The sequence below is a fragment of the Halogeometricum borinquense DSM 11551 genome, assembly GCF_000172995.2.
Classification (GTDB): Archaea; Halobacteriota; Halobacteria; order Halobacteriales; family Haloferacaceae; genus Halogeometricum; species Halogeometricum borinquense.
The window spans coordinates 2687953-2713589 of the sequence record NC_014729.1 but is presented as its reverse complement, the minus strand read 5'-3'; the positions used below and the strand labels follow the sequence as shown (position 1 = coordinate 2713589).

Sequence of the window (25637 nt, the reverse complement as noted above, 5' to 3'; positions counted from 1 at the left end):
CAGTCACTTATCGCCAACTGCGCTCGGGTTCCCATCCGAGCATCCGCTTTGCCTTCTCGGTCGAAATCAGTGCTTCGTACCCTTCGAATTCCCGTTTGCACTCGACATCGGGGTACACTGCTTCGACTAACTCCTCTGTGGGAACGTCTGCGCTCGTGTCCGGCGCGGAAGCGAAGAACCGCTCGTGACCTTCGAAATCCGCCTCGACTGCCAGACGGACGAGTTCGGCAGCATCCTCCTGTGAGAGATAGGCGAACACCGTATTGCGCGCCGTCTCGAAGTGCCCCGACTCGCGGACGCCATCAGGCGTTCGGTCGGCGTGGTCGAACGTTTCGCGCATCTGTTCGTCGGTCGGCATCCACGGGAATCGAATCGAGGCGATGGTCCGCGGCCCGTTCTGTCTGTGGGCAAACCCGTCGGCGGTGACCTCTAAGACGTGCTTGCCCATCCCGTAGGAGTTCGACGGTGATACCGGGTGTGACTCGTCCAACGGGAGGTACGAGAGCCGAATCGGTTCGGGTTCGAAACTCGCCCCGACCGCCGAGAGGCTAGAGGCGAGAACGACGGTGTCCACGTCGAGAGCTTCGGCGGCCTGCAGAACGTTGTACGTGCTCATCGCGTTGCTCTCGAAGACGACGTGGCCGGGGTCGTGGTCCGGTGTCGAGAGCATTCCGAGGTGGACGATAGCGTCGGCGTCGGCGGTGGCGAACGCGCCGTACGCCTCGCCCGCGTCGGTCATGTCGGCACGCAGGTCGGCGTCCGCTTCCGTCTCCCCGCCGGACCGCGAGATGTTGACGACGCGGTAGCCCGCCGACTGGAGCGCCGCAACCACGGTTGGGCCAATTTTCCCGGTTCCGCCTGTCACAGCGACCGTCGAAGTCATCCCGGTGGTACTGGGCGTCTCTTCGGTGTCGAGATGGGACTGTGGCATTCGTGTGTCTCAGACGCGTACTGGCGGAAAAAAGCCAGCGGGGCGGCGCTCAGTTCGCCGACCGGGGGTCTGAGACACTGGCGTTCGCCGAGTCGAACCCCGACCGGCGCACCGGCAAATCACGGTGTACGGTGACGGTGAACAGTACATTCTTTTATAGTACGTGGCGAAAAATGACGCTATATGGGATTTGACGAGATGGACGTCGACACCATCTGGATGGACGGCGAGTTCGTGGACTGGGACGACGCGCAGGTTCACGTCCTTACGCACGGACTCCACTACGGTACCGGCGTCTTCGAGGGCGTTCGCTGTTACGACACCGAGAAAGGGCCAGCAATCTTCCGCTGGGAAGAACACCTCGAACGCCTCTATGACTCCACGAAGCCGTACGACATGGAGATTTCCTTCGAACCGGAGGAACTCACCGAGGCGACGCTCGAACTTCTGCGACGACAGGACCTGAACGAGGCGTACATTCGCCCGATTGCCTTCTACGGCTACGAATCGCTCGGCGTCTCGCCCGGTGACTGCCCGACGAACGTCACCATCGCGGCGTGGCCGTGGGGCGCGTACCTCGGCGAGGACGCCCTGGAGAACGGCATCGAGGTGATGGTTTCCTCGTGGCGCAAACACGCTTCCAGCCAAGTTCCGACCAACGCGAAGACGACCGGTCTGTACGTGAACTCCCTGCTTGCGGGTGAGGAAGCACGTCGCAACGGCTACCGCGAAGCGATTGTCCTCAACAAAGAGGGCAACGTCGCCGAAGGCCCCGGCGAGAACATCTTCCTCGTCCGCGACGGCGAACTCTACACGCCCGGCCTGTCAGAGAGCATCCTCGACGGCATCACCCGAAACACGCTCATCACGCTGGCCGAAGAACGCGGCTACGAGGTCCACGAGAACACTTCCATCAGCCGCGGCGAACTCAACACGGCCGACGAACTGTTCTTCACCGGCAGCGCCGCAGAGGTCACGCCTATCCGGCAGGTTGACAACGTCGAAATCGGGAACGGCTCTCGCGGCCCAGTCACCGAGGAACTCCAGCAGGCGTTCTTCGACCTCGTGGAGCGTCGGACCGACGACCACGACGAGTGGTTCACTTACCTCTAAACTGACTCGTTCGCGGTCACAACGCTTCGTTTCCAATTCTGCTTACGTTTCTTCGTCTACGACTGCAGTCGCTTCTATCTCGACGCTTTGTAACGCTTGCTTGGTCTGCTCGTAGGCGTCGCCTTCGCCGACGATTTCCCCATCGTCGTTCGTTTCCGTCGTCCCCGAGACGTGGACGTGCGGGCCGACGCGGACTGCCCGCGAGTAGCCGGCGCGCGGTTCCCGTTCGGTTCCAGACGAGACGTGTCTCCGTTCCATGTGGCGACTCGCGTCGGAGGGTGACAAAAAGGGTGTCGCGGGACGGCCGCCCGTCGCTATTCTTCTTCGACGTCGATGTCTATCGCTGAGACCGACTCGTCTTCGGCGAACCCAGCCGAGAGAATACGCGTCAGCGCCTCCTCGACGCGTTCGTCCGTCTCGGTCAGGTCCTCGGGTTCGACCTCCATCACGAACCCGGTGGTGATGTTCGGTGCGGTCGGCATGAAAATGACCTCGCGGCCGTCTTGCGTCGTCTTACCCGTCTTGAATCCCGTCATTCGGATTCCCGGCCACACCTCCAATCTGACCGGTTTCTGCAGGTCCTCGGTCCCAGTCAACGCCGTCTCCACCGCGAGTTTCGACGCGTTGTACAGCACGCGCACGAGAGGAAGCCGGTTCATCGCCGCGTCGATGCCGGACTCGAACAACCGCCCTGCCGTCGTCCGCATCAGGTACCCCACCGAGAGGACGAGCATCATGAAGACGATGATGGCAACGAAGAATCCGAACGGTTGGTGCAGGCCCTTGATGATGGGGAGTTCGATGATACTGTTATAAAGGATACTGAGGACGTACAGAATGACCAGAATAGGGACGAGTACAACCAGTCCACTTGCAAAGTCGCGTCTCCACGAAGACATCTATCGGTGGGTAGGTGAATCCGGAGGGTTAAGAGGGCTTCTGTCCGGTACCCGTTCGCATTCAGATGCCGACGATGGCTCGGAGCGCGAACAGCGCGTTTTCCTTGCGCTCTCGGGCGCGACGGTAGAAGTAAGAGAACCACTTGTCACCGTACGGCGCGTACTGCCACACTTCCGTTCCTTCGGCGGACAGTTCGCGCTGTGTGTCATCGCGGACGCCCATCAACATCTGCACTTCGTAGTCTCGGTCGTACTCGTTGGCAAGTTCTTCGGCAGCCGAAATCATCTTGGGGTCGTGGCTGCCGACAGCGACGCGGCCGACGTACTCCTCGAAGAGGAACTCCAGATACTCCTCGTACTTCTCGTTCACCTTCGATTTCTGCTTGTAGGAGATTTCGGGATCCTCGTCGTATGCGCCCTTCACGAGTCGAATCTTCCCCGGTACGTCAGCGAGGCGCTCTAAGTCGTCGCCCGTGCGCTTCAGGTTCGCCTGCACACACTGGCCGACGCCGCCATCGTATTCGCGGGCCGCCTCCTCGAACACGTCGAGGGTCACGTCTGTGGTATCGGCATCTTCCATGTCGCACCAGACGAACACGTCGTGTTCTGCGCCCTTCTCGGCGATTCGGAGATAGTTCTCGCGGAACACCTCGTCACCGACGTCGATACCGATTTGCGACGGCTTGACCGAGACGCAGGCGTCGAGTTCGGAATCACCGACATCCTCGATCAGTTCGAGGTAGGCCGCGGCATCAGCGTCCGCTGGCGCCCGCTCGTGGTAGTGTTCGCCGAGAAGGTTCAGAATAACCTTCACGCCGTCTTTGTTCACTTTTCGTGTGTGATCTAACGCCGCTGCAGACGTCTCTCCCGCCACGAACCGACTGGCGATTGGAGGAATCATACTCCCGACTTACGGGTATCCAGTTATCAGCGTTTTCGTTCAGCGTTTGGGATATCTCAGCCACGCGACGGAATCACTGATGCTTTTGGTTCGCACGACGACGCCCCGGTATGGTCATTGAACTCGTCGTCGGCGCGTTCTGGGCGATGCTCCCGGCGTACGTGCCGAACAACGCTGCCGTTCTCGCGGGCGGGGGTGCCCCGATAGACGGTGGGCGAACGTGGGGTAGTAGTCGGGTCCTCGGTGATGGGAAGACGTGGCGCGGGACGCTCGTCGGCACGCTCGTTGGATTCGCTCTCGCGTTCGTCTGTAACGCCGTTGCAGGCTCCGTTGAGGCCGCTCTCGGCATCGGCCTTCCGCGATTCTCGGTTCTCGGCGCGTTCGGCCTCGCGTTCGGCGCGATGCTCGGAGATATCGGTGCGTCGTTCCTCAAACGCCGGACGGGCCGCGAACGCGGCGCGGCGTTCCCCGGACTCGACCAACTCGACTTCGTGGTCGGCGCGCTCGCTCTCGCTGCTCTCCTCGATTTCGCGTGGTTTAGAGGGACGTTCACGCTTCCCGTTCTCGGCGTCGTTCTCGTTCTCACGCCGATTCTCCACGTCGGGACGAACATCGCCGCGTACTATCTCGGACTGAAGAACGAGCCCTGGTAACCCACCTTTTTCACGGGGGTCCTCGGTGACGGCAGAGCCGTCACCTCGAACCCCGCCAAAAACCTGGAGGGAAAAAGGCCGCGAGACGGTGCCTCGCGGTACAACACCGGTGTCCTTCCACTTCCGTCTCACCGCATCCGCCTCTGCCTCCGCACCGCTTCCGCCTCTGCCTCCGCACCGCTTCCGCCTCTGCCTCCGCACCGCTTCCGCTCTGCCGCCACACCCTTCCGCCTCCGCTCCCGAACTGCCTCCGTACTACCACCCCTGTCCCCTCTCTGCACCGCCCCGAACCAACCCGTTTAAGCGCCTCGGTGGCTCCTCTCGAAACGACATGGCGAACGACGAACTCATCGAGGCCCTGCGCGCCGCGGACGCCGTCCAGTTCGGCGAGTTCGAGTTGTCCCACGGCGGCACCTCGAACTACTACGTGGACAAGTACCTGTTCGAGACGAACCCCGACTGTCTGCGCCTGATCGCCGAGGCGTTCGCCGCTGAACTCGACGGCGTGGAAAAACTCGCTGGCGTCGCACTCGGTGCCGTCCCCCTCGTCGCGGTGACGGCCGCCGAAACGGACACGCCCTACGTCATCGCACGCAAGAAGGCCAAAGAGTACGGTACGGCAAAGCGCATCGAAGGGCGCTTGGAGGAAGGCGAGGAAGTCGTCGTTCTCGAAGACATCGCCACCACCGGAAACAGCGCGCTCGACGCCGTCGAAGCGCTCCGTGAAGCGGGCGCCGTCGTGAATCGCGTCCTCGTCGTCGTTGATCGACAGGAGGGTGCCGCAGAGCGCCTCGCCGAAGCGGACGTGGAACTCGATTCCCTCGTCACTGCCGAGGACCTGCTCGCGGACGCCGACGAGTCGGCGTAACCGGCCGTTCGACTCGGTTCTCGTCTCCGCTCGACTCCTCTCTTTCCGTTTTAGCGGGATATATCGGGGGATACACGCGCTCAGCGTCCTCTAAGCGCCTGCTTTTACCTAAAAAATCAGGCGCTAATGCCCCGTCCTCAAGGAGCAACGCAGGGAGCGAAGCGACCGAGTAGCGCAGTAGGATGGGGAGGAAGTCACGCTTCCAGCACGTATCCTGATGTTCGCTGTGACGGCCGATAGTTTCACATCCCTGCTGATTTGCTCTCCGTATCGTATCGAAGTATTCATACTTGTGCAATTACGATGAACGGGGTATGAACAGAGCGGAGAAAGCGGCCCTCCAACTTCAGGCCGTCGCCGTCCTCCGGATGCTCAAGGAGACTCGGACATACGACGAACTCGCCGAACTCACCGGCCTCCCGGCGGGTGACCTCAATCGGTACGTCAACGGGCACGTCCTTCCGGGCATCGAACGCGCCCGCGAGGTCGTTCAGGGCGTCGGACGGGACGCGCTGGCGACAGAGTTGGAGAGTCGCGTCGAGTTCGACGACGAGGGATACGTGGACAACTCGGGCGTCGTTTTCGATCAGTCGTTTTTGGACCTTGTCGCGCCCGTCGCGGCAAACACGCTCGGCTTCGAACGGCCGGATGTGGTCCTTACGGCGGCCACCGACGGCATCACACTGGGTGCCGCGATGGCGAGTTACTTCGACGCGCGCGTCGCCTACGCCAAGAAATCCAAAGAGACGGCGGTCGAGGAGTTCATTGAATCTCGACAGCGTCTCGCCTCCGGTATCGAATTGACGTACTACCTCCCCACCCGCGCCCTCTCTTCGGGCGAGAACGTCCTCATCGTGGACGACCTCATTCGGTCGGGCGAAACACAGGAACTGCTTCTCGATATCGCACTCCAATCGGATGCTGACGTTACGGGTGTGTTCGCCCTCATCTCCGTCGGTACCGAGGGAATCGACCGTGCACGGGAGATTACCGACGCGCCCGTTGGCGCACTCACTACGTTCGACGACGAATAGCGAGCGACAGTCGTTCTCTCCTTCTCCAGGTGGACAAGGCGAGTGCCTCGGGGCTTGTCCCCGAGGTACTTCACCAAACGCCGCCGAATAGCCCAGTCCATCGTTCGTCAACTTGCACGTCTGTGTTCATTCACGGCGTTCTTCTTGCGAGCTGCCGAATAAATATACACAAATATGTATATCTGGCCTCAGTAGATGACAACGCTTATGTCTGAAATCACAATTATGCTCAAACGTGCATTATGGGGCTCACTGAGACGCTAGACGACTACTTCGATGTGCAAGAACACGGGTCGTCCGTGGGGACCGAAATCGTTGCGGGGGTGACGACGTTCCTGACGATGTCCTACATCGTCGTCGTGAACCCGTCTATCCTGACAGACCAACCGTTCATCGAGGGCGTCGATGGTATCGCTATCGCCGGATTTTCTCCCGCCGAAGTGCAGTCAATGCTCGCCGTCGTCACCATCGTCGCGGCCGCCGTCGCCACGTTCGTGATGGCTATCTACGCGAACCGGCCGTTCGGTCAAGCGCCCGGTCTCGGTTTGAACGCGTTCTTCGCGTTCACCGTCGTCGGCGCACTCGGTGTCCCATGGCAGACGGCGCTCGCGGCCGTCGTCGCCGAAGGTATTCTGTTCATCCTGCTTACTGCTGTGGGTGCGCGTGAGTACGTCATTCGACTGTTCCCCGAACCGGTGAAGTTCGCCGTCGGAACGGGTATCGGCCTCTTCTTGACGATTATCGGCCTCCAGGCGATGGGTCTCGTCGTGAACGACTCGGCGACGCTCATTACGCTCGGGCCTGTCGCCTCTGACCCCGTTGCTATCCTCTCGGTGGTCGGACTGTTCTTCACGTTCGCGCTCTACGCTCGCGGGATTCCTGGTTCTATCATCATCGGCATCCTCGGCACAGCGTTCCTCGGATGGGTTCTGACTGTCGCCGGTATCGTCACACCGGACGCGGGTCTGGTTGCCGATGCCTCCTCGATGACGCTTTCATTGCCCGTTCTCGGGACGTTTGACGTGCTTGTTCCCGCGGCGGGTGCAAGTGCCACGTACAACGTCACACCGCTCGTCGGCGCGTTCGTCGGCGGTCTCGGGAACGTCGAGGCGTTCTCGTTCGCCCTCATCGTCTTCACGTTCTTCTTCGTGGACTTCTTCGACACTGCTGGAACGCTCGTTGGCGTCTCACAGATTGCCGGCTTCCTCGACGACGACGGGAATCTCCCTGACATCGACAAGCCGCTCATGGCCGACGCCATCGGGACGACGGTCGGTGGGATGATTGGTACGTCTACGGTGACGACGTACGTTGAATCTGCTTCGGGCGTCGAAGAGGGTGGACGGACGGGACTGACGGCGCTGACCGTCTCCGTTCTGTTCCTCGTCTCCCTCGCATTCGTTCCCGTCGCGGCCGCGATTCCGCAGTACGCTTCCCACATCGCCTTGGTCGTCATCGGCGTCGTGATGCTCGGGAACGTCATCGACATCGACTGGAGCGACGTGACGAACACCATCCCGGCTGGGATGACGATTCTCGTGATGCCCTTTACCTACTCCATCGCGTACGGTATCGCCGCTGGCATCGTCTCCTACCCACTCGTGAAAACGGCAGGCGGCGAATTCGACGATGTGCGACCCGGTCACTGGGCACTCGCTCTCGCCTTCGTCGTCTACTTCTTCGTCCGCACTAGCGGTATCATCCAAGCACAGGTCTGAGACGGATTCCGTCTCTGTTTTCGCTTCCGAACCACTGTCTCTCACCGACTGACGGCGAGTCACGCGTTTCGTTGGAGACCGCAAGTGATTCATCGTTGACCCGGTTGCCCTCCGTTAGTGATAGAGACGCTTTCCAGACGTACTGCGATGCGAGTTGTCGCGTTCGCCCTCGTTATCGCGCTTCTGACACCCTCTGTTGTGTCGGCAATCACGTACGACCCGGCCGACGAAACGTCGCTCACCCGAGGGACGGTCACGAGTCCGGCGAACGGGACCACGATAGTCAGCGTCCAAGGTTACACCTTCCAAGGCAACACGAATCGGAAGAAGCCGGCACGCCTCATCGCCGCCGGTGAACGCGGACAGACGAAGTGGGTTCACAACGACGAGGTGAACAACGGTGCGTGGTTCTTCGACGTGGATCCGATGCCGAACGGTAATCTCCTCGTCTCTTCGCCGCGAAGCGGTGAGACGGTCGTCTACGAACTGAACCCCGAGACCCAAGAGCGCGTGTGGGAGAAGACGTTCGACATCGAGGATACCCACGACGTGGACGTGTTGAGCGAAGACGAACTCGTCATCGCCAACATGCGCGAATGGAACGACTCCGCGGGCGTCAGCGATGACCGAATCTTCGTCTACAACCGAACGTCCGGAGAGGTGACGTGGGAGTGGTACTTCAAGAACCACTTCCCAGCAGACACTGACGGCGGGTACAACGACGACTGGTCACACGTCAACGACGTAGACCCTGTCGGCGACGACAAGTTGGCTCTCTCGCCGCGGAACTTCGACCAAGTCGTCGTCGTGGACATGGAGACGAAAAACATCACGCACCGCTTAGGGAGCGACGATAACTACGACGTGCTAAACGAACAGCACAACCCCGACTGGATGGTGAGCGAGAACGGGACGCCGACGCTTCTCGTCGCCGACAGCGGGAACAACCGTATCGTCGAATACGCGTACGAGAACAGGTCGGAAACGTCTCACACAGACGGCGAGTGGGTCCGCACGTGGACCGTCGGGACTGGCTCGCTCAAGTGGCCCCGCGATGCCGACCGTCTACCGAACGGAAATACGCTCATTGTGGACACGCTCAACCACCGTGTCATCGAGGTGACGCCGACTGGCGAAGTCGTCTGGGAGTACTACGCGACGTGGGGGCCGTACGACGCGGAACGTATCGTCCACGGCGACGAGTCAGCGAACGGGCCGACGATCCGCGATATGAACCAGAGCGGTACGTACGACATCACCGGCAGTGCGAACCTTACCGCCGGAACCGGTGACGAAATCGGGTTCGCCGAACGGATGCGTGCGACGTTCTCGGGCACATTCCTCGAAGAGCCGATGGACGACTTCGCAACCCGCTGGGAACACGTCACGCCGTGGCTCCGCCCGGTCTGGATGTCCGGATGGGATTTCGTCTGGGCGATTACAGCGATCCTTCTCAGTCTCGTCTGGGGCGGTGCGGAACTGATCGCTGGACGCCATCGCATCGGCGCAGCCGTACAGCACATCCGCCAGCGCTGACTCGCTGTGCGTGCAGAGCGCACGCGACCACCGGACTCTTTATGTACCGACTCGTACGCCCCGCCGATGGCGAATCTTACTCTGTACGAACTCGACGGCTGCCCCTATTGTGCGAAAGTGACGGATAAGCTCGCAGAACTTGGACTGGAATACGACTCGATTATGGTTCCGCGTTCCCACAGCGAACGGACCGAAGTGAAAGAAGTAAGCGGTCAGACCGGCGTGCCTGTCCTCGTGGACGAAGAACACGACGTCGAAGGGATGCCAGAAAGCGACGACATCGTGGCATATCTCGAAGAGACGTACGGTAACTGAGCGTTTTTCTCGCCCGCGTCTTAGGCTTCAGTCGGTTCATCCGCGCGTTCGCGGATGAGATCACGAATTTCATCGGGGTCGTCGATAGCGGCGAGTTCATCACAGCTGACGAGTGCCGTCCCCTCGACTGAGTCGCGTTTCGACTGCTCTTTGGTGAAGTAGACTGAACGGGTTTGGGTCACCTGACCGAGCGACGACATGATTCGGGCGCGCTTTTTCGCACTTCGGTTGAACGTCGAATGGCCCGTCAGCATCGGTATCTGATCCGAGCGCTTGTCCTCGTCTTCGCTGACGGCCTTGAACGGTGCGCGAGCGGTCGGGTGGACGGTGAACCCCGCACGGGTGAGGATGTGGAGGACGTGTTCGTCGTCGGGGTCGGCGTCGGGATCCTCGGGTGTCGGTTCGGCGTCGCGGACTTCTTCGGCCCCGTCGAGGACCGAGACCGGACTCGAAAATGGCTGATCGAACAGCTCTTCGAGGTGAATCGCCACCTCGATGCTCGCGTTCATGCCGTCCTCGTACTTCGAGACAGTCCGTCTGGAGACGCCGAGTTCGGTCGCCAGTCGGCCGAGGCTCCATCCGCGCTTCTCCCGCTCGTCAGCAAGGAGGTCGCCGTCGATGTTGACGTACAGACCACCCGGGGCGGCGTAGATGAGCGGCGGGACACCCTCGAGGAACAGGTCCATCGCGGTGTCTGGATTCATCACCGGGACGCCGTGCCGGAAGTACACCACACCGGGCTTCAGATCTTCGTCGCGGGTCCGCAATCCAACCACGAGCGGCGTTGCCGAGAGGTAGTCGCCGAGGCGTCGCATCGCTGCGCCCGTCGCCGCGTCGAACGCGTCGATATTACCGAGTACCTTCAGAAGGGTCAGGTCCTCGCCACGTCGGGCGGCGAGGTCGAAGCTCTTGGGCCGGATGGCACAGCGGTCGCTGACGACGAACCCGGCGTCTTCCAGCATCGCTGTGATATTTCCAACCAGAGCTGACCGAGACATACGGGAAGATAAGCGATTTGGAACATATAGCTGTTTTGGCGCTCGCTGGACCCCCCGTCCCCCGATTCGACTCCGTATCTGCCGATATGGTTATATAGAATGATTCGGTGTCGGTAACGACTCGAAAAGGGTTACTCGTCGCGGCCGCTACGGGCCGGTATGACCGTCGTTGGCCTCGACGACACCGACTCGCGCGAACGCGGGATGTGTACGACCTACCTCGCGACGCTCGTGGCCGAGGCCATCGAGGCGGCCGGTGGGCAGGTGGAGCGTCGGCTTCTCGTCCGCCTCAACCCTGCTGTCGAGTACAAAACGCGCGGTAACGCCGCTCTTGCACTTCATACGAACCTTTCTCCCGAAGAAGTGCTTGCAATCGCCGTCGAAGAACTGGAACCGCTCGCGGAGACGTCGGACCCGCGGACGAGTCCGGGCGTCGTCGTCGCTCCCGGCGACCCGGACGCGGTTCCGGACGCCGTCTCGTCGTTCACCACGCGCGCGATTCGCTCGCTCGTCGATACCGACGACGCTGTCGAACTCGCCGACTCGGCGGACTATTTTCACCGTGGATGGGACGGCGGCCGCGGTCGGATCGGTGCCCTCGCGGCCGTCGGTGCGTGGGCCGCTCTTGAGGAGTGGACGTACGAACACATCGCTTATCGTGAGTTCGACCGGTGCGGAACGCTCCGAGATGTGGATATCGAATCGGTGTTCGACGCGGCGGCTGACCACTACCCGGAAGCGTGGGACACCGTCGATACCGTCGAGGGTCAAGCGGTCTGCGTGCCGAACGCGCCCGGCCCGATTCTCCACGGTATCCGTGGTGACGACCCCGACGCGGTGCGGTCGCTCTCGGCCGCTATCGACTCCGAACCGGTCGAGCGACGGGCGACGTTTCTCACGAACCAAGGGACGGATATCCACCTGCGTGACGGGACGCTCGGCTCGCTCGAAGCCGACGGTGCATACCGCGTTGACGGCGTCGTCGTCGCCGCCCCGGAGACGAGACGTGGTGGCCACGTCTTCTTCGAACTCGGTTCGGCAGACAAACGCGGCGACGCCGACAACGGCGTGGACGGCGATCCCGACGAATCCATCGCGTGCGCCGCTTTCGAACCGACAAAGCGGTTCCGCGACCGGGTCCGCACACTCCGCTGTGGAGACGAACTGACCGTCTGCGGGGAGTTCTCTGACGGTACGCTGAAACTGGAGAAGTTCGCCGTCCGCGAACTGAACCGTACCGAGTTGGTTACGCCCACCTGCCCTGACTGTGATCGGACGATGGAGAGTGCGGGCCGAAATCAGGGCTATCGCTGCCGCGACTGCCGGACGAGCGCCCCCGGGAAAACGGAGAGCGTGATCGACCGTGATCTCGAACGCGGCTGGTACGAAGTGCCCCCGTGTGCCCGTCGCCACGTCGCCAAACCGCTAGTTCGTGGTGGCTTTGACGCGCCTGTACATCCGGAACGCTGAGCAGTCGGGAGCGCTTGGCGTTGCCCAGCCGTATCAGGATTCCACGACCAGTATCTTCGTATTCTCACGCCGGTCTACGAATTGGCTTCCAGCGGGTGGTTTCACGTCGATGACGAGCGTTCCATCCTCCTGATTCGACCGTAACTTGGGGGCGACAGTAACGGTAGCCATCCCTCCCTCCCTCGTTTTATTCGTTACCACACTCTCGATGTCTGCCGTCCCGTCTTTGACGACAACCGTCGCCCCTTCCACCGGGTCGCCGTCGGGGTCCACGACGAGGATCGAAATATCCTGTTCGCCCGGCGTCATCACGTCGGGATCCGGCTTCACGTCGAGTTCAGTGACCGCGAGTCCCTGCACACCGGAGAGCATGTTCAGCATGACGCTCAGCGTCGCCACACCCACTACGAGAGCGATAACGAGACGGATCGGAAGTCCTTCTATCGCGCGGTCGTCTGCGGCGAACTGTCGGAGTTCATCGAGCATGGGGTGGCTGGTCCCGTCTCCGTATATAAACCTCCGCCCGATGATTCAAGGCAGAAGACGGAACCAGACGCTTCCATGAAGACGGACGTTCTCGGCCGCCGTGCCGATCTGACCGAGTCGGTGGACGCCTCTCCCGCCGAACACACTGGTCTAGCCGCTCGATTCGACGGTCCGATCGCCCGGTTCGGTCACCACCGCGCCCGCGACGGGAGCGACGGCGCACCCGTTGCGGTTGACCTCGACGGCCCGCACGCCGCTCTCGTCGTCGGCAAGCGCGGGTACGGCAAATCGTATACGCTCGGCGTCCTCGCGGAGGAAGTTTCGCGTGCATCCGGCGTCGCGCCCGTCGTTCTTGACCCGATGGGTGTCTTCGCCGGCCTCACGGAGTCGGACGCTGTCCCCGGTCGTCTCGTCCGAACACCGACCGTTCGGGCCGACGCGATTCCGCCCTCGGCATGGCCCGAACTTGTCGGCTGTGACCCGGACTCGCCGGTGGGATCGATGGTGTGGCGGGCGGCCAGTGAATCGGAAACGCTGGCAGAAATGCGTGCGTTTGCGGAGGTTCCGGCTGATTCTGCGAACGTTGCTCCGGACACGGTTCGCGCGGTACAGAACCGACTCCGGCGGGCGGCATCGTGGGGGGTCTTCGATCCGGACGGACTGGACGCCGCGGCTCTCTGTGGATCCGAAGCGATTGTCCTCGACTGCGCCGGTCTGGATCCCGCACCGATGAACGCTATCGCCTACGCCGTCGCGCGGACGCTGTACGACGCTCGTGTCACCGGGACGGTCGCTCGTCTGCCGTGGCTGTTTCTTGACGAAGCGCACGTCTTCTTCGATGGCCTCGCCGCACCCGCACTCAGAACGATTCTCACACGGGGACGCGCACCCGGCGTCTCACTCGTCGCCGCGACGCAACGACCCAGTGCGCTCCCGGAAGTCGCCCTTTCGCAGTCGGATCTCCGAATCGTCCACCGACTCACCGCGGGGGCTGATGTTCGGGCGTTGACCGCTGCCGAACCGACGTATCTCTCGGCGGGCGTCGCGGAACGAATTCCGACCCAACCGGGTGACGTTCTCGTCGTAGACGACACGGCCGAGGCGGCGTACGACGTTCGGGTCCGTAACCGAGACACGCCGCACGGCGGTGATAGCCCGCGGGCCAGCCAGTTTGACCCGTCATCCGCTGATTCGGTCGGAACCGAAACCACCGAGTGATCCCGACGGCGAGAGAGAAGCGATGACGCACAGACTCGACCCGTTTCTCGTCGCTGCCGGCGGGTTCATCGGCGCGATGCTCAGATACGGCGTCGATGCGGCGGTGCCGGGCGTCGGCGGCACGCTCGCGGTGAACGTACTCGGCAGTTTTGCCCTCGGTGCCCTCCTCGCTGTCGTTCGGACACACCGCGTTCGCATCCTCTTGGGCACGGGTCTGCTCTCGTCGTTCACTACTTACAGTACGTTCGCCGTTCAGACGACGGCGCTCGGTCCGACGTGGGGACTGGCTAACGTTGGTGCGAACTACGCTCTTGGTTTCGCCGCCGCCCTTCTCGGACTTGCCGTCGGGAGGTCTCTCCAATGACGGCGTTCGGCATACTCGCGGCGCTTCCGACACCGATTCTCGTCGGAATCGGCGGCACGTTGGGCGCACTCTCGCGCTACGGCGTTGACCTTGCTCTCTCCGGCGGCCGACGAAGCACACTCGCGGTGAACGTACTCGGCAGTATCGCACTCGGAGCGCTTGTCGCGGCCCCAATCTCTTCGACGGCGGCGACGGTGTTCGGGACAGGATTCTGCGGCGCGTTCACAACGTTCTCCTCGTTCGCAGTGAGCGTTGCTGAGGACGCGTCCGACGGACAGCGATGGCGTGCGGTTCAGTACGCCGTCGGGACGCTGCTTGCCGCCCTTGTCGGCGTCGCTCTCGGCGGTGGTGTCGTCGGGATGCTGTGAACGGGACGCGTAAAAAGCGACTTAGAGCGGGATTTGTTCAAATCCCTTCATAAGTGCTAGTAGACTCTATTCGCTGTCTGCTCGGCGACGAGACGCCTCGCTGGAGGAAGTAGAGTCAAAGGACGCCCGGAGCGGGATTTGAACTCGGCACAGACGTTCCGGGATGCTCGCTTCGCTGCGCTTCCGGGCGTGCGACTGTTGGTGTTCAAATCCCTTCGTAAGTGCTAGTAGACTCTATTCGCTGTCTGCTCGGCGACGAGACGCCTCGCTGGAGGAAGTAGAGTCAAAGGACGCCCGGAGCGGGATTTGAACCCGCGTCACGACCGTGACAGGGTCGTATGATGGGCCACTACACCATCCGGGCTTGCAGACAGAGCAAACAGCGCCCGGAGCGGGATTTGAACCCGCGTCACGACCGTGACAGGGTCGTATGATGGGCCACTACACCATCCGGGCTTGCTCTACTCCTTCGTAACGCGGTTCACTAATTAAGACTTATCATCTACAATCCGCGTGGTAGCGTCTCCCGCGTCAAACGAGACACTATCGAACCGTCGTATGCGATATGTACTGTTGTCCGGAGATACTGGCGTTTGACCGTCTCACTTGCCGTATCCGAAGTCGCCGGAAGGCATTTATCTGATTCTTGCATTGTTTTAGGTAACGCGAGTGCTGTCGCACCGCCTGCGAGCATATGCACGACTGACCGTCCGTTACGGTCTGTCACGAAGCGACTCGCAGACGATGTGATGGGGGGACTCGTGACGAAGAGCGGCGCTTCTCGAATCCAGTTGGCAAGCGTTAAATGGGTTCCATCCGAATTAGCCTGTAGTATCTCGTGAGAACTTCTTCCCCCACCCATACATGGTAGACGTAAGCCAACACAAGCTCGTTCCAGAGCACATCCTTCTCGAAGAAGAGGAGGTCGAGGAGATGCTGGACGAGTACGACGTCAAGCGTACGAACCTTCCGAAGATCAAGCGAACCGACCCGGCGGCGCCCGACGATGCGGAAGCGGGCGACGTCATCAAAATTGTCCGTGACTCTCGGACCACGGACAAAGCGGTCACATACCGACTGGTGATCGAATGAATCGACAGGACCGACGCGCAGTATCACGACAGTATTTCTCACAGGAACGGCTCGCAGAACACCACTTCCGTTCGTTCAACAACTTCCTCGAACGGGGTATGCAGGAGGTCGTCAGCGAGAAGGCGACTATCGACACGGACATCGGCGACAAGGAGGGCGAGGAGCCTGTCTACGTCGAACTCGGTGACATCCGCATCGAGACGCCTCGCGTCCGCGAGGCCGACGGCTCCGAGGAACTCCTGTTCCCGCAGGAGGCCCGTCTCCGTAACATCACCTACGCCGCCCCCGTGTTCATGGAGATGTCCATCATTCGCGGTGGCGAGGAAGAAGAGGAAGTCGTCGTCGATACGACCGAAACGAAGGTGGGCCGGATGCCCATCATGGTCGGTTCCTCGAAGTGTAACATCAGCAACCTCACTGACGAGGAACTCGTCGAAATCGGCGAGGACCCCGTAGACCCCGGTGGCTACTTCATCGTCAACGGTTCCGAGCGTGTGCTGATGACCTCGGAGGACCTTGCGCCCAACAAGATTCTCGCCGAGTACGACACGAAGTACGGCGACGAGATTCAGGTCGCAAAGACGTTCTCTCAGCGTCGTGGCTACCGAGCGCTCGTTCTCTGTGAGCGCAACCGCGAGGGTATTCTCGAAGTGTCGTTCCCCTCGGTCTCGGGCAGCGTCGAATTCGTTACGCTCGTGCGCGCACTCGGACTCGAATCCGACGAGGAGATTGTCCACCGCGTCTCCGACGACCCCGAGATTGTCAAGTACATGCTGGAGAACCTCGAAGAGGCCGAGGTTCAGACGGAAGCCGAGGCAATCGAAAGTCTCGGTAAGCGCGTTGCCAGCGGGCAGGGCAAGAACTACCAACTGAAGCGCGCGAACTACGTCATCGACCGCTACCTCCTCCCGCATCTCCACGAGGACGGTGTCGATGAGGAGGACGTGCGCATCAACAAGGCGTTCTACCTCTGCCGAATGGCCGAGGCGTGCTTCGAGCTTGCCCTCGAACGCCGTGACTCCGACGACAAGGACCACTACGCCAACAAGCGCCTGAAGGTGTCCGGCGACCTGATGAAGGACCTGTTCCGGACGGCGCTGAACAAGCTGGCACGCGACGTGAAGTACCAGCTCGAACGCGCGAACATGCGTAACCGGCAGCTAACGGTTAACACCGTCGTCCGGTCGGACGTGCTGACCGAACGCCTCGAACACCCCATCGCGACCGGGAACTGGGTCGGCGGACGCTCCGGCGTTTCCCAACTCGTGGACCGGACGGACTACATGGGTGTGCTGTCTCACCTGCGCCGTCTCCGCAGTCCGCTCTCGCGGAGTCAGCCTCACTTTGAGGCCCGCGACCTGCACGCGACCCAATGGGGTCGCATCTGTCCCTCCGAGACGCCGGAGGGGCCGAATTGTGGGCTCGTGAAGAACTTCGCGCAGGCGATGGAGTTGTCGCAGAACATCGAGGACGAACAGGCACTCAAACGAGAACTGGCGTCGATGGGTGTCGAAGGTATCCCCGGTATCGAGGGACCTGACCCCACGAACACGCCCGCGGACGACTAAACAATGGCTCAGACTCAGCAACGCGAAGCGAAGGTATACGTTAACGGTAGTTTGGTCGGGACCCATCCTGACCCCAAACAGCTCGCCGAACAGATTCGGGAAGCGCGTCGCCGCGGCGACGTGAGTCAGATGGTGAACGTCTCCGTCAAGGAGCGCACCCGCGAAGTTATCATCAACGCAGACGCGGGTCGCGCCCGCCGTCCCCTCATCGTCGTCGAAGACGGCGAACCGCTCCTCTCGGACGACGAGATTGCGGCCGTCAAGAACGACGAAATCGACTTCGAGGACCTCATCGACCGCGGTTACATCGAGTTCATCGACGCCGAGGAGGAAGAGGACATCTACGTCGCCGTTGACGAAGATGACCTGAACGAGGATCACACGCACCTCGAAATCGACCCGCAACTCATCTTCGGTATCGGTGCCGGGATGATTCCGTACCCCGAACACAACGCCTCGCCGCGTATTACCATGGGTGCGGGGATGATGAAGCAGTCGCTCGGGCTTCCCTCTGCGAACTACCGCATCCGGCCCGACACGCGTCAGCACCTCCTGCACTACCCGCAGCTGTCGATGGTGAAGACGCAGACGACAGAACAGATCGGTTTCGACGAGCGACCGGCGGCACAGAACTTCACTGTCGCCGTGATGTCCTACGAGGGGTTCAACATCGAGGACGCACTCGTCATGAACAAGGGGTCGGTTGACCGCGCGATGGCGCGGTCGCACTTCTTCCGCACCTACGAGGGTGAGGAACGTCGCTACCCCGGTGGACAGGAAGACCGCTTCGAGGTTCCGAGTCAGGACGTGCGTGGTGCGCGCGGGGAAGACGCGTACAACCACCTCGACGACGACGGTCTCGTCAATCCCGAGACAGTGGTGGACGAAAACTCCGTCCTCCTCGGGAAAACGTCGCCGCCGCGGTTCCTCGAAGAACCGGACGACATGGGTGGTCTCTCGCCGCAGAAGCGCCGCGAAACCTCCGTTACGATGCGCTCGGGCGAGAACGGTGTCGTTGACACCGTCACCCTGATGGAGGGTGAAGACGGCTCGAAGCTGGCGAAGGTCTCGGTGCGTGACCAGCGTATTCCGGAACTCGGTGACAAGTTCGCATCTCGCCACGGACAGAAGGGTGTCGTGGGCCACTTGGCTCCACAGGAGGACATGCCCTTCACCGCAGACGGCGTGGTACCCGACTTGGTCATCAACCCGCACGCGCTTCCGTCGCGCATGACGGTCGGCCACGTGCTGGAGATGCTCGGCGGCAAGGTCGGCGCACTCGAAGGACGCCGTGTTGACGGCACCGCCTTCCAGGGCGAGGACGAATCCGAACTCCGCGGCGCGCTTGAGGAACACGGATTCAAGTCCTCGGGGAAGGAGGTCATGTACTCCGGCGTCACCGGCGAGAAGATTGAGGCCGAAATCTTCGTCGGCATCATCTTCTACCACAAACTGTACCACATGGTGAGCAACAAACTGCACGCCCGTTCGCGCGGGCCGGTGCAGGTGCTTACCCGTCAGCCGACGGAAGGTCGTGCCCGCGAGGGTGGCCTCCGTCTCGGGGAGATGGAGCGTGACACCGTCATCGGGCACGGTGCCGCGATGGTCCTGCAGGAGCGACTGCTCGACTCCTCCGACAAGGAGGAAGTGTACGTCTCCGCGGACACCGGGATGGTGGCCGTCGAGGACCGCGACCAACGCCGCATCTACGACCCCGTCACCGGCGACGAGGACAACATCCACGAGATAGAGATCAGTTACGCGTTCAAGCTCCTCTTGGACGAGATGATCGCGCTCGGCATCCGACCGCGACTGAACCTCGAAGACGCAGTCTAACACAATGTCAATGCAGACACCCAAGGAGATCGGGGCCATCCAGTTCGGGCTGATGGACCCGGAGACGTACCGTGACATGTCCGCGACGAAGGTCATCACTGCGGACACCTACGACGACGACGGCTACCCGATAGACATGGGGCTGATGGACCCACGTCTGGGCGTCATCGACCCCGGTCTGGAGTGCCGGACCTGTGGTTCGCACTCGGGGTCGTGTAACGGGCACTTCGGCCACATCGAACTGGCCGCGCCCGTCATCCACGTCGGCTTCACGAAACTCATCCGCCGACTCCTGCGTTCGACGTGCCGCGACTGCGGGCGTCTTTCGCTGACCGAAGAGGAGGCAGAGGAGTTCCGTGACGGCCTTACTCGAACCGAAGAACTCGGCGAAGACTGGACGGACGTGCTGAAGTCGGCGGTTCGGCAGGCCCGGAAGGCCAGCCGCTGTCCGCACTGCGGCGCGCCCCAGCACGACATCAAGCACGAAAAGCCGACCACGTACTACGAGGTCCAAGACGTGCTCGCGGGCGACTACTCCGAGCGCATCGCTAACGCGATGCAGCCCGACGAGGACGACGAGGACGACACGGGGATGGCCCCCTCGGAACTCGCTGACCAGACGGGTATCGCGCTTCAGCGCGTCAACCAAATCCTCTCCGGCGAGTTCCGCCCGGTCGGTGACGACCGGAAGAAGCTGGAGAAGGCGCTGGACGTAGACCTCACTGAGGAGGACATGAACAAGCTGATGCCCTCGGACATCCGCGACTGGTTCGAGGACATCCCGGACGAGGATATCGTGACGCTCGGCATCGACCCGAGTCGCGCACGACCCGAGTGGATGATTCTGACCGTCCTGCCCGTCCCGCCGGTGACGGCGCGACCGTCGATCACGCTGGACAACGGCCAGCGCTCGGAGGACGACCTGACTCACAAGCTCGTGGACATTATCCGCATCAACCAGCGGTTCATGGAGAACCGCGAGGCGGGTGCACCGCAACTCATTATCGAGGACCTGTGGGAACTGCTCCAGTATCACGTCACCACCTTCATCGACAACGAGATTTCCGGCACGCCGCCCGCCCGTCACCGCTCCGGACGTCCGCTGAAGACGCTCAGCCAGCGACTCAAGGGCAAAGAGGGTCGCTTCCGTGGCTCTCTGTCAGGGAAGCGTGTCAACTTCTCCGCGCGTACCGTCATCTCGCCGGACCCGACGCTCTCGCTGAACGAAGTCGGAGTTCCGGAACGCGTCGCACGCGAGATGACGCAGACGATGAACGTGACCGAGCGGAACCTCGAACAGGCCCAGCAGTACGTTCGCAACGGTCCCGAGGGTCACCCCGGCGCAAACTACGTCAAGCGACCTGACGGCCGTCGTCTGAAGGTCACTGAGAAGAACTGCGAGGAACTCGCTGAGAAGGTGCAGGCTGGCTGGGAGGTCAACCGCCACCTGATCGACGGCGACATCGTCATCTTCAACCGACAGCCGTCGCTGCACCGGATGTCGATCATGGCTCACGAAGTGGTCGTGATGCCGTACAAGACGTTCCGACTGAACACTGTCGTCTGTCCCCCGTACAACGCCGACTTCGACGGGGACGAGATGAACATGCACGCCCTCCAGACGGAGGAGGCCCGTGCAGAGGCGCGCGTCCTGATGCGCGTCCAAGAGCAGATTCTCAGTCCGCGCTTCGGGCAGAACATTATCGGTGCGATTCAGGACCACATCTCGGGGACGTACCTCCTGACGAACGGCAACCCGCACTTCACCGAGACGCAGGCACTCGACCTGCTCCGTGCGACGAGCATCGACACGCTCCCTGAACCCGCGGGCGAAGAGGAGGACGGACAGCCTTACTGGACGGGTCGGCAACTGTTCAGCGAACTCCTGCCGGACGACCTGAACCTCTCGTTCACCTCCTCGACCGGTGACGACGTGATCATCGAAGACGGCCAACTCATCGAGGGAACCATCGACGAGGACGCCGTCGGTGCATTCGGTGGCGAAGTCGTGGACACGCTGGCGAAGGTCTACTCGAAGACCCGCTCTCGCGTGTTCATCAACGAGGTCGCCTCGCTGGCGATGCGTGCCATCATGCACTTCGGGTTCTCCATCGGTATCGACGACGAGTCGATTCCGCAGGAGGCCGGCGAACAGGTGGACGAAGCTATCGACAGCGCATACGAACGCGTCGAGGAACTCATCGAGATCTACGAGGCGGGCGAACTGGAGTCGCTGCCGGGCCGCACCGTCGACGAGACGCTGGAGATGAAGATCATGCAGCAACTCGGCAAGGCGCGTGACTCCGCTGGTGAAATCGCGGACGACCACTTCACCGACGACAACCCGGCCGTCGTCATGGCCCGATCCGGTGCGCGTGGGTCGATGCTGAACCTCACGCAGATGGCCGGCTGTGTCGGCCAGCAGGCAGTTCGCGGTGAGCGAATCAACCGCGGATACGAGGGTCGGACGCTCAGCCACTACCAGAAAGAGGACCTCTCCGCCGAGGCACACGGCTTCGTGGAGAACAGTTATCGCGGCGGCCTGACGCCACGGGAGTTCTTCTTCCACGCGATGGGTGGCCGCGAGGGGCTGGTGGACACGGCAGTCCGGACGTCGAAGTCCGGATACCTGCAGCGCCGTCTCATCAACGCGCTGTCCGAACTAGAAGCGCAGTACGACGGCACTGTCCGTGACACCTCGGGCACCATTGTCCAGTTCGAGTTCGGTGAGGACGGCACCTCGCCCGTGAAAGTCTCCTCCGGTGAGGGAGACGGTATCGACGTCGAGAACATCACAGACCGCGTCCTCGACGCCGAGTTCTCCTCCAGCGAGGAGAAAGAACGCTTCCTCGGACGCCGCGAACCGCCGACGAACCTCTCCGAGTACGCCGGTCCCGGCCTCGACAAGGCACAGGACACGGGGGTACAATCCGATGACTGAGTACGAACACGTAACTGAAGACGTCGAAGCGCTCGTCGAGGACCGCGACATTCCTCGACGACTGAAGATACGAATCTACGACACCATCGAGGAACGTGAGGGCGTCTCGCCCTCGCAGGCCGACGAAATCGCACAGGCTGTCGAGGCTCGTTACCTCGACACCCGCGTGGACCCGCTCGACCCCGTCGGGACTGTCTCCGCACAGTCCATCGGTGAACCGGGGACGCAGATGACGATGAACACGTTCCACTATGCGGGTGTCGCAGAAATCGACGTGACGCAGGGGCTTCCCCGCCTCATCGAACTGGTGGACGCCCGGAAGACGCCGGACACGCCGATGATGACGGTGTTCCTCGAAGGCGAGTACGCGACCGAACGCGAACGCGCCCACGAGGTCGTCTGGTCGATGGAGGCGACGAAGATTCTCGCCCTCGGTGACGTGTCCACGAACGTTGCGGACATGGTCGTCCGCATCGACTTGAACGAGGACACGCTCATGGAGCGGTGGCCCACGGTGAACAACGTGGACACCGTCGCCCAGGAGATTGCCGAGACCATCGAGGACGCCCTCGGCGTGAAGACGCGACGCTCGGGAACCGTCGTCGAGTTCGGTCCCGAATCGCCGAGTTACCGTCGTCTACTCCAACTGGTCGAGGAACTGCGCGACATCGTCTTCAAGGGTATCGAGGACATCACGCGCGTCGTCATCCGGAAAGAGGAGAACGACGACACCGGCGAAGAGGAGTTCGTCCTCTACACCGAGGGGTCGGCGTTCGGTGACGTCCTCTCTATCGAGGGCGTGGACGCCTCGCGGACGACGAGTAACAACATCCACGAGATTCACCGCAATCTCGGCATCGAGGCGGCGCGTGAGGCCATCATCGACGAGACGATGAACACGCTCCGCGAACAGGGTCTCGACGACGTGAACGTTCGACACCTGATGCTCGTCGCAGACATCATGACGAACCGCGGTGAGATCGAGTCCATCGGCCGTCACGGTATCTCCGGCTCGAAAGACTCCGTCCTCGCCCGTGCGGCATTCGAGGTGACGGTCAACCACCTCCTCGACGCCGCTATCCACGGCGAGGAAGACGACCTCGACGGCGTCATCGAGAACGTCATCGTCGGCAAGCCCATCGCCATCGGTACCGGCGACGTGGACCTCCGTATGGGCTCTATCGAGGCTTCGACCGAGACCGAACCCGAGACGGATGCGGCCGCGCCCGAACCCTCCGACGACTGACGCATGACTGTCACGCTGTCGGACACGGCACGGCAATACATCGCCCTCTTCGAGGACGAGACCGAAGCGGTCGCACGCGACTGTCTCGTGTTCGACGACCGCGTGGTCATCCTCGTCGCGGCGGGGCAGATGGGACAGGCCATCGGCCCGCGCGGACAACACGTCCACGCAGTCGAGGAGAAAATCGGTCGGTCAGTCGAACTCGTTGAGGACGCCGATACTACCGAGGCGTTCGTCGAGAGCATGCTCGCGCCCGCCGCCGTCCGGCACGTGACCATCTCCGAACAGGACGACCGCGTGGCCTACGTCGAAGTCGAAAACGCGGATCGCGGCGTCGCCATCGGAAAAGAGGGGCGGAACATTGAGACGGCGCGAACGCTCGCGGAACGACACCACGGCGTTGACGACATCCAGTTGACGTAGTCGTCGCCGCGGACGCGAATTTTTCACTTGGCTATCACTCGTCCGGTGGTTGGTACTCCGGTAGTGGAACCAGTGTCGTTGGACGAGTGGTCCGCTGGAGGAGTGCGTGCGAGACGCTTCCGAAGATAATGCGCTCGGTTCGAGAATGGCGTCGAAGCGCAATGACGATTCGATCCGCGTCGATTTCGTCCGCGTACCCGATGAGTTCGTCGGTCGGACTTTGCCCGCGGCTGAACTGGTGTGTCGTTACAGACGTACGATCCTCAAACCGTTCTTCTAACTGTTCGAGTGCCTCTCGTCCCTTGATGCTCTCGTCAGCGTCGGCCCCCGACGACAGGACGTTGACGATTTCGAGTCGGTCGTCCGAATCGACCTCTTGGTCCAGATAGTCTCCGATTGCCTCGCTCGCCGCGTCCCCATCTGTCCCAATGATATACGTCACCATACAACACATACCTCGCACGCGTAGATAAAAACGAGGATGGGCATGATACGCTTTGGTTCGGGCTGTCTTCTATCGCGGACTCTCGGGTCGTCGCGCCGACCACACGCTTTTGTCACCTCCCATCACCCTTGTGAGATATGTCACCGCCGGCCACTGCTCTGCATTTCCTCGGTTGGTTCGGTCAGATCGGTCCGATCGATCTGACGGCACTCCCCGAAGGATACGAACAACTGGTGGGCGCCGCTCTCGGCTTTGGTATCGGTTCGACGGTAATCTACCTATTCGGCCGTCTGCTGCTGCTGCCCGGGATCGTCCGCGTCGTCGGGTCGCGTAACCGAAACAATCCGACAATCGTCTCGGCCACGGAGACGTACGCACATGCGGCCATCATTCTCTTGGCCGGGGTGGGTGGTGTCGTCGGCGCTGGGTACGGCGAGGTGTTGACGGACTCGGCACTCATCGTCGCCGCGGTGACGCTCGTCTTCGGCGTCGCCGGCCAGGAGGTCATCGGCTCGTTGATAAGCGGACTGTTCCTCGTTGCCGACCCGGACTTCAACGTGGGCGACTGGATAGCGTGGTCCGGCGGAGAGGGTATCGTCGAGGCGGTTGACTTCCGTGTGACACGTGTTCGGACAATAAACAACGAAACGGTGGCCGTCCCGAACACTGAACTGACGACAAACACGCTGACGCGTCCGTACGGCCGCGACCGCTATCGGGTGACAGAGCGTGTGGCTGTCGCCTACGACGACGATGTAGAACTGGCTCTCAAGGAGTTGGTCGAGGTGATCCGGACGGACGATAGAATACTTGCCGACCCCGAGCCGAACTCTCGCATCATCGAGTTTGGGGACAGCTCCATTGGACTCCGCGCCGAGTTTTGGCTTGCGGACCCGATGGATGTGGACCTCGTCGATGTTCGGTCGTCCTTTCGACGACGAGTCAAAGCGCGATTTGACGAAGTGGGACTGACGCTCGGGCCACCGTCGGGCCGAGCGGTAAGCGGTGAACTGTCGGTGGATGTCATCGATGGTCGTCGTACGGGCGAAGAGACGACGTGTGACACTCGTCGCGGAGACGGCAACTAACCTCGGAACGACACCTTCTCCGCGTCTTTCAGTCCCTCTTCGTCATGGAGCGGGCGTAACTCCGAACGTCGAAACGGGCTCAGAATCGTCCTTAGGGGGCGCTAATAGAACCTGCGGCCGTTTCGG

General features: G+C 61.8%; 25 protein-coding genes and 2 tRNA genes. 18 read left to right on the top strand and 9 right to left on the bottom strand.

Annotated elements, in window-relative coordinates; translation table 11 throughout:
• Positions 1-7: 7 nt before the first annotated feature.
• A complete protein-coding gene (locus tag HBOR_RS13745) occupies positions 8-931 on the bottom strand; it encodes an NAD-dependent epimerase/dehydratase family protein (protein WP_006053542.1) in 924 nt (307 codons plus the stop codon).
• A 183-nt stretch (positions 932-1114) separates the two neighbouring features.
• On the opposite strand from HBOR_RS13745, the gene HBOR_RS13740 reads away from it, so the two are divergent.
• Positions 1115-2044 carry a branched-chain amino acid transaminase gene (locus HBOR_RS13740; RefSeq protein WP_006053541.1) on the top strand — a complete coding sequence of 310 codons (930 nt, stop codon included), beginning with the start codon at positions 1115-1117 and terminating at the stop codon, positions 2042-2044.
• A 42-nt stretch (positions 2045-2086) separates the two neighbouring features.
• Here the strand turns inward: HBOR_RS13740 and HBOR_RS13735 are convergent, their stop codons facing one another.
• The 3 genes from HBOR_RS13735 to HBOR_RS13725 form a co-directional block, all read right to left on the bottom strand.
• Positions 2087-2302: a Rid family hydrolase gene (locus HBOR_RS13735; protein ID WP_006053540.1), complete on the bottom strand. Its 216-nt coding sequence runs from the start codon at positions 2300-2302 to the stop codon at positions 2087-2089.
• 56 nt (positions 2303-2358) lie between these two features.
• Positions 2359-2943, bottom strand: a complete 585-nt coding sequence (locus HBOR_RS13730) for a DUF502 domain-containing protein (RefSeq protein WP_006053539.1) — start codon at positions 2941-2943, stop codon at positions 2359-2361.
• A 61-nt stretch (positions 2944-3004) separates the two neighbouring features.
• Positions 3005-3844, bottom strand: a complete 840-nt coding sequence (locus HBOR_RS13725; protein WP_006053538.1) for a proline dehydrogenase family protein — start codon at positions 3842-3844, stop codon at positions 3005-3007.
• A 110-nt stretch (positions 3845-3954) separates the two neighbouring features.
• On the opposite strand from HBOR_RS13725, the gene HBOR_RS13720 reads away from it, so the two are divergent.
• The 6 genes from HBOR_RS13720 to HBOR_RS13695 all read left to right on the top strand — a co-directional run bounded on the left by HBOR_RS13720 (position 3955) and on the right by HBOR_RS13695 (position 9968).
• Positions 3955-4497, top strand: a complete 543-nt coding sequence (locus tag HBOR_RS13720; RefSeq protein ID WP_006053537.1) for a CDP-2,3-bis-(O-geranylgeranyl)-sn-glycerol synthase — start codon at positions 3955-3957, stop codon at positions 4495-4497.
• Between the two features lie 331 nt (positions 4498-4828).
• On the top strand, positions 4829-5365 hold the full coding sequence (pyrE, locus tag HBOR_RS13715; protein ID WP_006053536.1) for an orotate phosphoribosyltransferase: 537 nt from the start codon (positions 4829-4831) through the stop codon (positions 5363-5365).
• A gap of 314 nt (positions 5366-5679) precedes the next feature.
• Complete coding sequence (locus tag HBOR_RS13710; protein WP_006053535.1) at positions 5680-6399, top strand: phosphoribosyltransferase family protein; 720 nt, start codon at positions 5680-5682, stop codon at positions 6397-6399.
• 242 nt (positions 6400-6641) lie between these two features.
• On the top strand, positions 6642-8117 hold the full coding sequence (locus tag HBOR_RS13705; protein ID WP_006053534.1) for an NCS2 family permease: 1476 nt from the start codon (positions 6642-6644) through the stop codon (positions 8115-8117).
• A 147-nt stretch (positions 8118-8264) separates the two neighbouring features.
• Positions 8265-9653: an aryl-sulfate sulfotransferase gene (locus HBOR_RS13700; protein ID WP_006053533.1), complete on the top strand. Its 1389-nt coding sequence runs from the start codon at positions 8265-8267 to the stop codon at positions 9651-9653.
• Between the two features lie 66 nt (positions 9654-9719).
• Positions 9720-9968, top strand: coding sequence for a glutathione S-transferase N-terminal domain-containing protein (locus tag HBOR_RS13695; RefSeq protein WP_006053532.1), 249 nt, complete (start codon positions 9720-9722; stop codon positions 9966-9968).
• 20 nt (positions 9969-9988) lie between these two features.
• Here HBOR_RS13695 and HBOR_RS13690 read toward each other — a convergent pair whose 3' ends face one another.
• Positions 9989-10966 (bottom strand): transcriptional regulator, encoded by a 978-nt coding sequence (locus HBOR_RS13690; protein ID WP_006053531.1) that lies wholly within the window; start codon positions 10964-10966, stop codon positions 9989-9991.
• Between the two features lie 159 nt (positions 10967-11125).
• Here HBOR_RS13690 and HBOR_RS13685 point away from each other — a divergent pair, with 159 nt between their 5' ends.
• The gene (locus tag HBOR_RS13685; RefSeq protein WP_006053530.1) at positions 11126-12436 is read left to right on the top strand and encodes a tRNA(Ile)(2)-agmatinylcytidine synthase; all 1311 of its coding nucleotides are present in this window, start codon (positions 11126-11128) and stop codon (positions 12434-12436) included.
• A gap of 33 nt (positions 12437-12469) precedes the next feature.
• Here the strand turns inward: HBOR_RS13685 and HBOR_RS13680 are convergent, their stop codons facing one another.
• A complete protein-coding gene (locus HBOR_RS13680; RefSeq protein ID WP_006053529.1) occupies positions 12470-12922 on the bottom strand; it encodes a DUF7382 domain-containing protein in 453 nt (150 codons plus the stop codon).
• 75 nt (positions 12923-12997) lie between these two features.
• On the opposite strand from HBOR_RS13680, the gene HBOR_RS13675 reads away from it, so the two are divergent.
• The 3 genes from HBOR_RS13675 to HBOR_RS13665 are packed head-to-tail and all read left to right on the top strand — an operon-like array spanning position 12998 to position 14872.
• Positions 12998-14140, top strand: a complete 1143-nt coding sequence (locus HBOR_RS13675; protein WP_006053528.1) for an ATP-binding protein — start codon at positions 12998-13000, stop codon at positions 14138-14140.
• 22 nt (positions 14141-14162) lie between these two features.
• On the top strand, positions 14163-14504 hold the full coding sequence (locus HBOR_RS13670) for a CrcB family protein (RefSeq protein WP_006053527.1): 342 nt from the start codon (positions 14163-14165) through the stop codon (positions 14502-14504).
• Positions 14501-14872 carry a fluoride efflux transporter FluC gene (locus HBOR_RS13665; protein WP_006053526.1) on the top strand — a complete coding sequence of 124 codons (372 nt, stop codon included), beginning with the start codon at positions 14501-14503 and terminating at the stop codon, positions 14870-14872. Before HBOR_RS13670 ends, HBOR_RS13665 begins: the two co-directional genes overlap by 4 nt.
• A gap of 291 nt (positions 14873-15163) precedes the next feature.
• Here HBOR_RS13665 and HBOR_RS13660 read toward each other — a convergent pair.
• A tRNA-Asp gene (locus HBOR_RS13660) sits at positions 15164-15236 on the bottom strand.
• Between the two features lie 19 nt (positions 15237-15255).
• A tRNA-Asp gene (locus HBOR_RS13655) sits at positions 15256-15328 on the bottom strand.
• Positions 15329-15736: 408 nt separating this feature from the next.
• Here HBOR_RS13655 and HBOR_RS13650 point away from each other — a divergent pair.
• The 6 genes from HBOR_RS13650 to HBOR_RS13625 are packed head-to-tail and all read left to right on the top strand — an operon-like array spanning position 15737 to position 23978.
• Positions 15737-15964 (top strand): DNA-directed RNA polymerase subunit H, encoded by a 228-nt coding sequence (locus HBOR_RS13650; RefSeq protein ID WP_006053525.1) that lies wholly within the window; start codon positions 15737-15739, stop codon positions 15962-15964.
• Complete coding sequence (locus tag HBOR_RS13645) at positions 15961-17532, top strand: DNA-directed RNA polymerase subunit B'' (protein WP_006053524.1); 1572 nt, start codon at positions 15961-15963, stop codon at positions 17530-17532. The genes HBOR_RS13650 and HBOR_RS13645 overlap by 4 nt, the downstream gene beginning before the upstream one ends.
• Positions 17533-17535: 3 nt before the next feature.
• Positions 17536-19368: a DNA-directed RNA polymerase subunit B gene (gene rpoB / locus HBOR_RS13640; protein WP_006053523.1), complete on the top strand. Its 1833-nt coding sequence runs from the start codon at positions 17536-17538 to the stop codon at positions 19366-19368.
• A 10-nt stretch (positions 19369-19378) separates the two neighbouring features.
• Positions 19379-22309 carry a DNA-directed RNA polymerase subunit A' gene (locus HBOR_RS13635; RefSeq protein ID WP_006053522.1) on the top strand — a complete coding sequence of 977 codons (2931 nt, stop codon included), beginning with the start codon at positions 19379-19381 and terminating at the stop codon, positions 22307-22309.
• Positions 22302-23555: a DNA-directed RNA polymerase subunit A'' gene (rpoA2, locus tag HBOR_RS13630; protein ID WP_006053521.1), complete on the top strand. Its 1254-nt coding sequence runs from the start codon at positions 22302-22304 to the stop codon at positions 23553-23555. Before HBOR_RS13635 ends, rpoA2 begins: the two co-directional genes overlap by 8 nt.
• A 3-nt stretch (positions 23556-23558) precedes the next feature.
• A complete protein-coding gene (locus tag HBOR_RS13625) occupies positions 23559-23978 on the top strand; it encodes a NusA-like transcription termination signal-binding factor (RefSeq protein ID WP_006053520.1) in 420 nt (139 codons plus the stop codon).
• A 34-nt stretch (positions 23979-24012) separates the two neighbouring features.
• Here HBOR_RS13625 and HBOR_RS13620 read toward each other — a convergent pair whose 3' ends face one another.
• On the bottom strand, positions 24013-24423 hold the full coding sequence (locus HBOR_RS13620) for a universal stress protein (protein ID WP_006053519.1): 411 nt from the start codon (positions 24421-24423) through the stop codon (positions 24013-24015).
• A 137-nt stretch (positions 24424-24560) separates the two neighbouring features.
• Here HBOR_RS13620 and HBOR_RS13615 point away from each other — a divergent pair, with 137 nt between their 5' ends.
• Positions 24561-25511 (top strand): mechanosensitive ion channel family protein, encoded by a 951-nt coding sequence (locus HBOR_RS13615; protein ID WP_006053518.1) that lies wholly within the window; start codon positions 24561-24563, stop codon positions 25509-25511.
• The last annotated feature ends 126 nt before the right edge of the window (positions 25512-25637 follow it).

Excerpts from the sequence above, each read along its gene's own strand:
- HBOR_RS13745 (WP_006053542.1), bottom strand. The coding sequence starts at position 931 with ATGCCACAGTCCCATCTCGACACCGAAGAGACGCCCAGTACCACCGGG.
- HBOR_RS13740 (WP_006053541.1), top strand. The coding sequence starts at position 1,115 with ATGGGATTTGACGAGATGGACGTCGACACCATCTGGATGGACGGCGAG.
- HBOR_RS13735 (WP_006053540.1), bottom strand. The coding sequence starts at position 2,302 with ATGGAACGGAGACACGTCTCGTCTGGAACCGAACGGGAACCGCGCGCC.
- HBOR_RS13730 (WP_006053539.1), bottom strand. The coding sequence starts at position 2,943 with ATGTCTTCGTGGAGACGCGACTTTGCAAGTGGACTGGTTGTACTCGTC.
- HBOR_RS13725 (WP_006053538.1), bottom strand. The coding sequence starts at position 3,844 with ATGATTCCTCCAATCGCCAGTCGGTTCGTGGCGGGAGAGACGTCTGCA.
- HBOR_RS13720 (WP_006053537.1), top strand. The coding sequence starts at position 3,955 with ATGGTCATTGAACTCGTCGTCGGCGCGTTCTGGGCGATGCTCCCGGCG.
- pyrE (WP_006053536.1), top strand. The coding sequence starts at position 4,829 with ATGGCGAACGACGAACTCATCGAGGCCCTGCGCGCCGCGGACGCCGTC.
- HBOR_RS13710 (WP_006053535.1), top strand. The coding sequence starts at position 5,680 with ATGAACAGAGCGGAGAAAGCGGCCCTCCAACTTCAGGCCGTCGCCGTC.
- HBOR_RS13705 (WP_006053534.1), top strand. The coding sequence starts at position 6,642 with ATGGGGCTCACTGAGACGCTAGACGACTACTTCGATGTGCAAGAACAC.
- HBOR_RS13700 (WP_006053533.1), top strand. The coding sequence starts at position 8,265 with ATGCGAGTTGTCGCGTTCGCCCTCGTTATCGCGCTTCTGACACCCTCT.
- HBOR_RS13695 (WP_006053532.1), top strand. The coding sequence starts at position 9,720 with ATGGCGAATCTTACTCTGTACGAACTCGACGGCTGCCCCTATTGTGCG.
- HBOR_RS13690 (WP_006053531.1), bottom strand. The coding sequence starts at position 10,966 with ATGTCTCGGTCAGCTCTGGTTGGAAATATCACAGCGATGCTGGAAGAC.
- HBOR_RS13685 (WP_006053530.1), top strand. The coding sequence starts at position 11,126 with ATGACCGTCGTTGGCCTCGACGACACCGACTCGCGCGAACGCGGGATG.
- HBOR_RS13680 (WP_006053529.1), bottom strand. The coding sequence starts at position 12,922 with ATGCTCGATGAACTCCGACAGTTCGCCGCAGACGACCGCGCGATAGAA.
- HBOR_RS13675 (WP_006053528.1), top strand. The coding sequence starts at position 12,998 with ATGAAGACGGACGTTCTCGGCCGCCGTGCCGATCTGACCGAGTCGGTG.
- HBOR_RS13670 (WP_006053527.1), top strand. The coding sequence starts at position 14,163 with ATGACGCACAGACTCGACCCGTTTCTCGTCGCTGCCGGCGGGTTCATC.
- HBOR_RS13665 (WP_006053526.1), top strand. The coding sequence starts at position 14,501 with ATGACGGCGTTCGGCATACTCGCGGCGCTTCCGACACCGATTCTCGTC.
- HBOR_RS13650 (WP_006053525.1), top strand. The coding sequence starts at position 15,737 with ATGGTAGACGTAAGCCAACACAAGCTCGTTCCAGAGCACATCCTTCTC.
- HBOR_RS13645 (WP_006053524.1), top strand. The coding sequence starts at position 15,961 with ATGAATCGACAGGACCGACGCGCAGTATCACGACAGTATTTCTCACAG.
- rpoB (WP_006053523.1), top strand. The coding sequence starts at position 17,536 with ATGGCTCAGACTCAGCAACGCGAAGCGAAGGTATACGTTAACGGTAGT.
- HBOR_RS13635 (WP_006053522.1), top strand. The coding sequence starts at position 19,379 with ATGCAGACACCCAAGGAGATCGGGGCCATCCAGTTCGGGCTGATGGAC.
- rpoA2 (WP_006053521.1), top strand. The coding sequence starts at position 22,302 with ATGACTGAGTACGAACACGTAACTGAAGACGTCGAAGCGCTCGTCGAG.
- HBOR_RS13625 (WP_006053520.1), top strand. The coding sequence starts at position 23,559 with ATGACTGTCACGCTGTCGGACACGGCACGGCAATACATCGCCCTCTTC.
- HBOR_RS13620 (WP_006053519.1), bottom strand. The coding sequence starts at position 24,423 with ATGGTGACGTATATCATTGGGACAGATGGGGACGCGGCGAGCGAGGCA.
- HBOR_RS13615 (WP_006053518.1), top strand. The coding sequence starts at position 24,561 with ATGTCACCGCCGGCCACTGCTCTGCATTTCCTCGGTTGGTTCGGTCAG.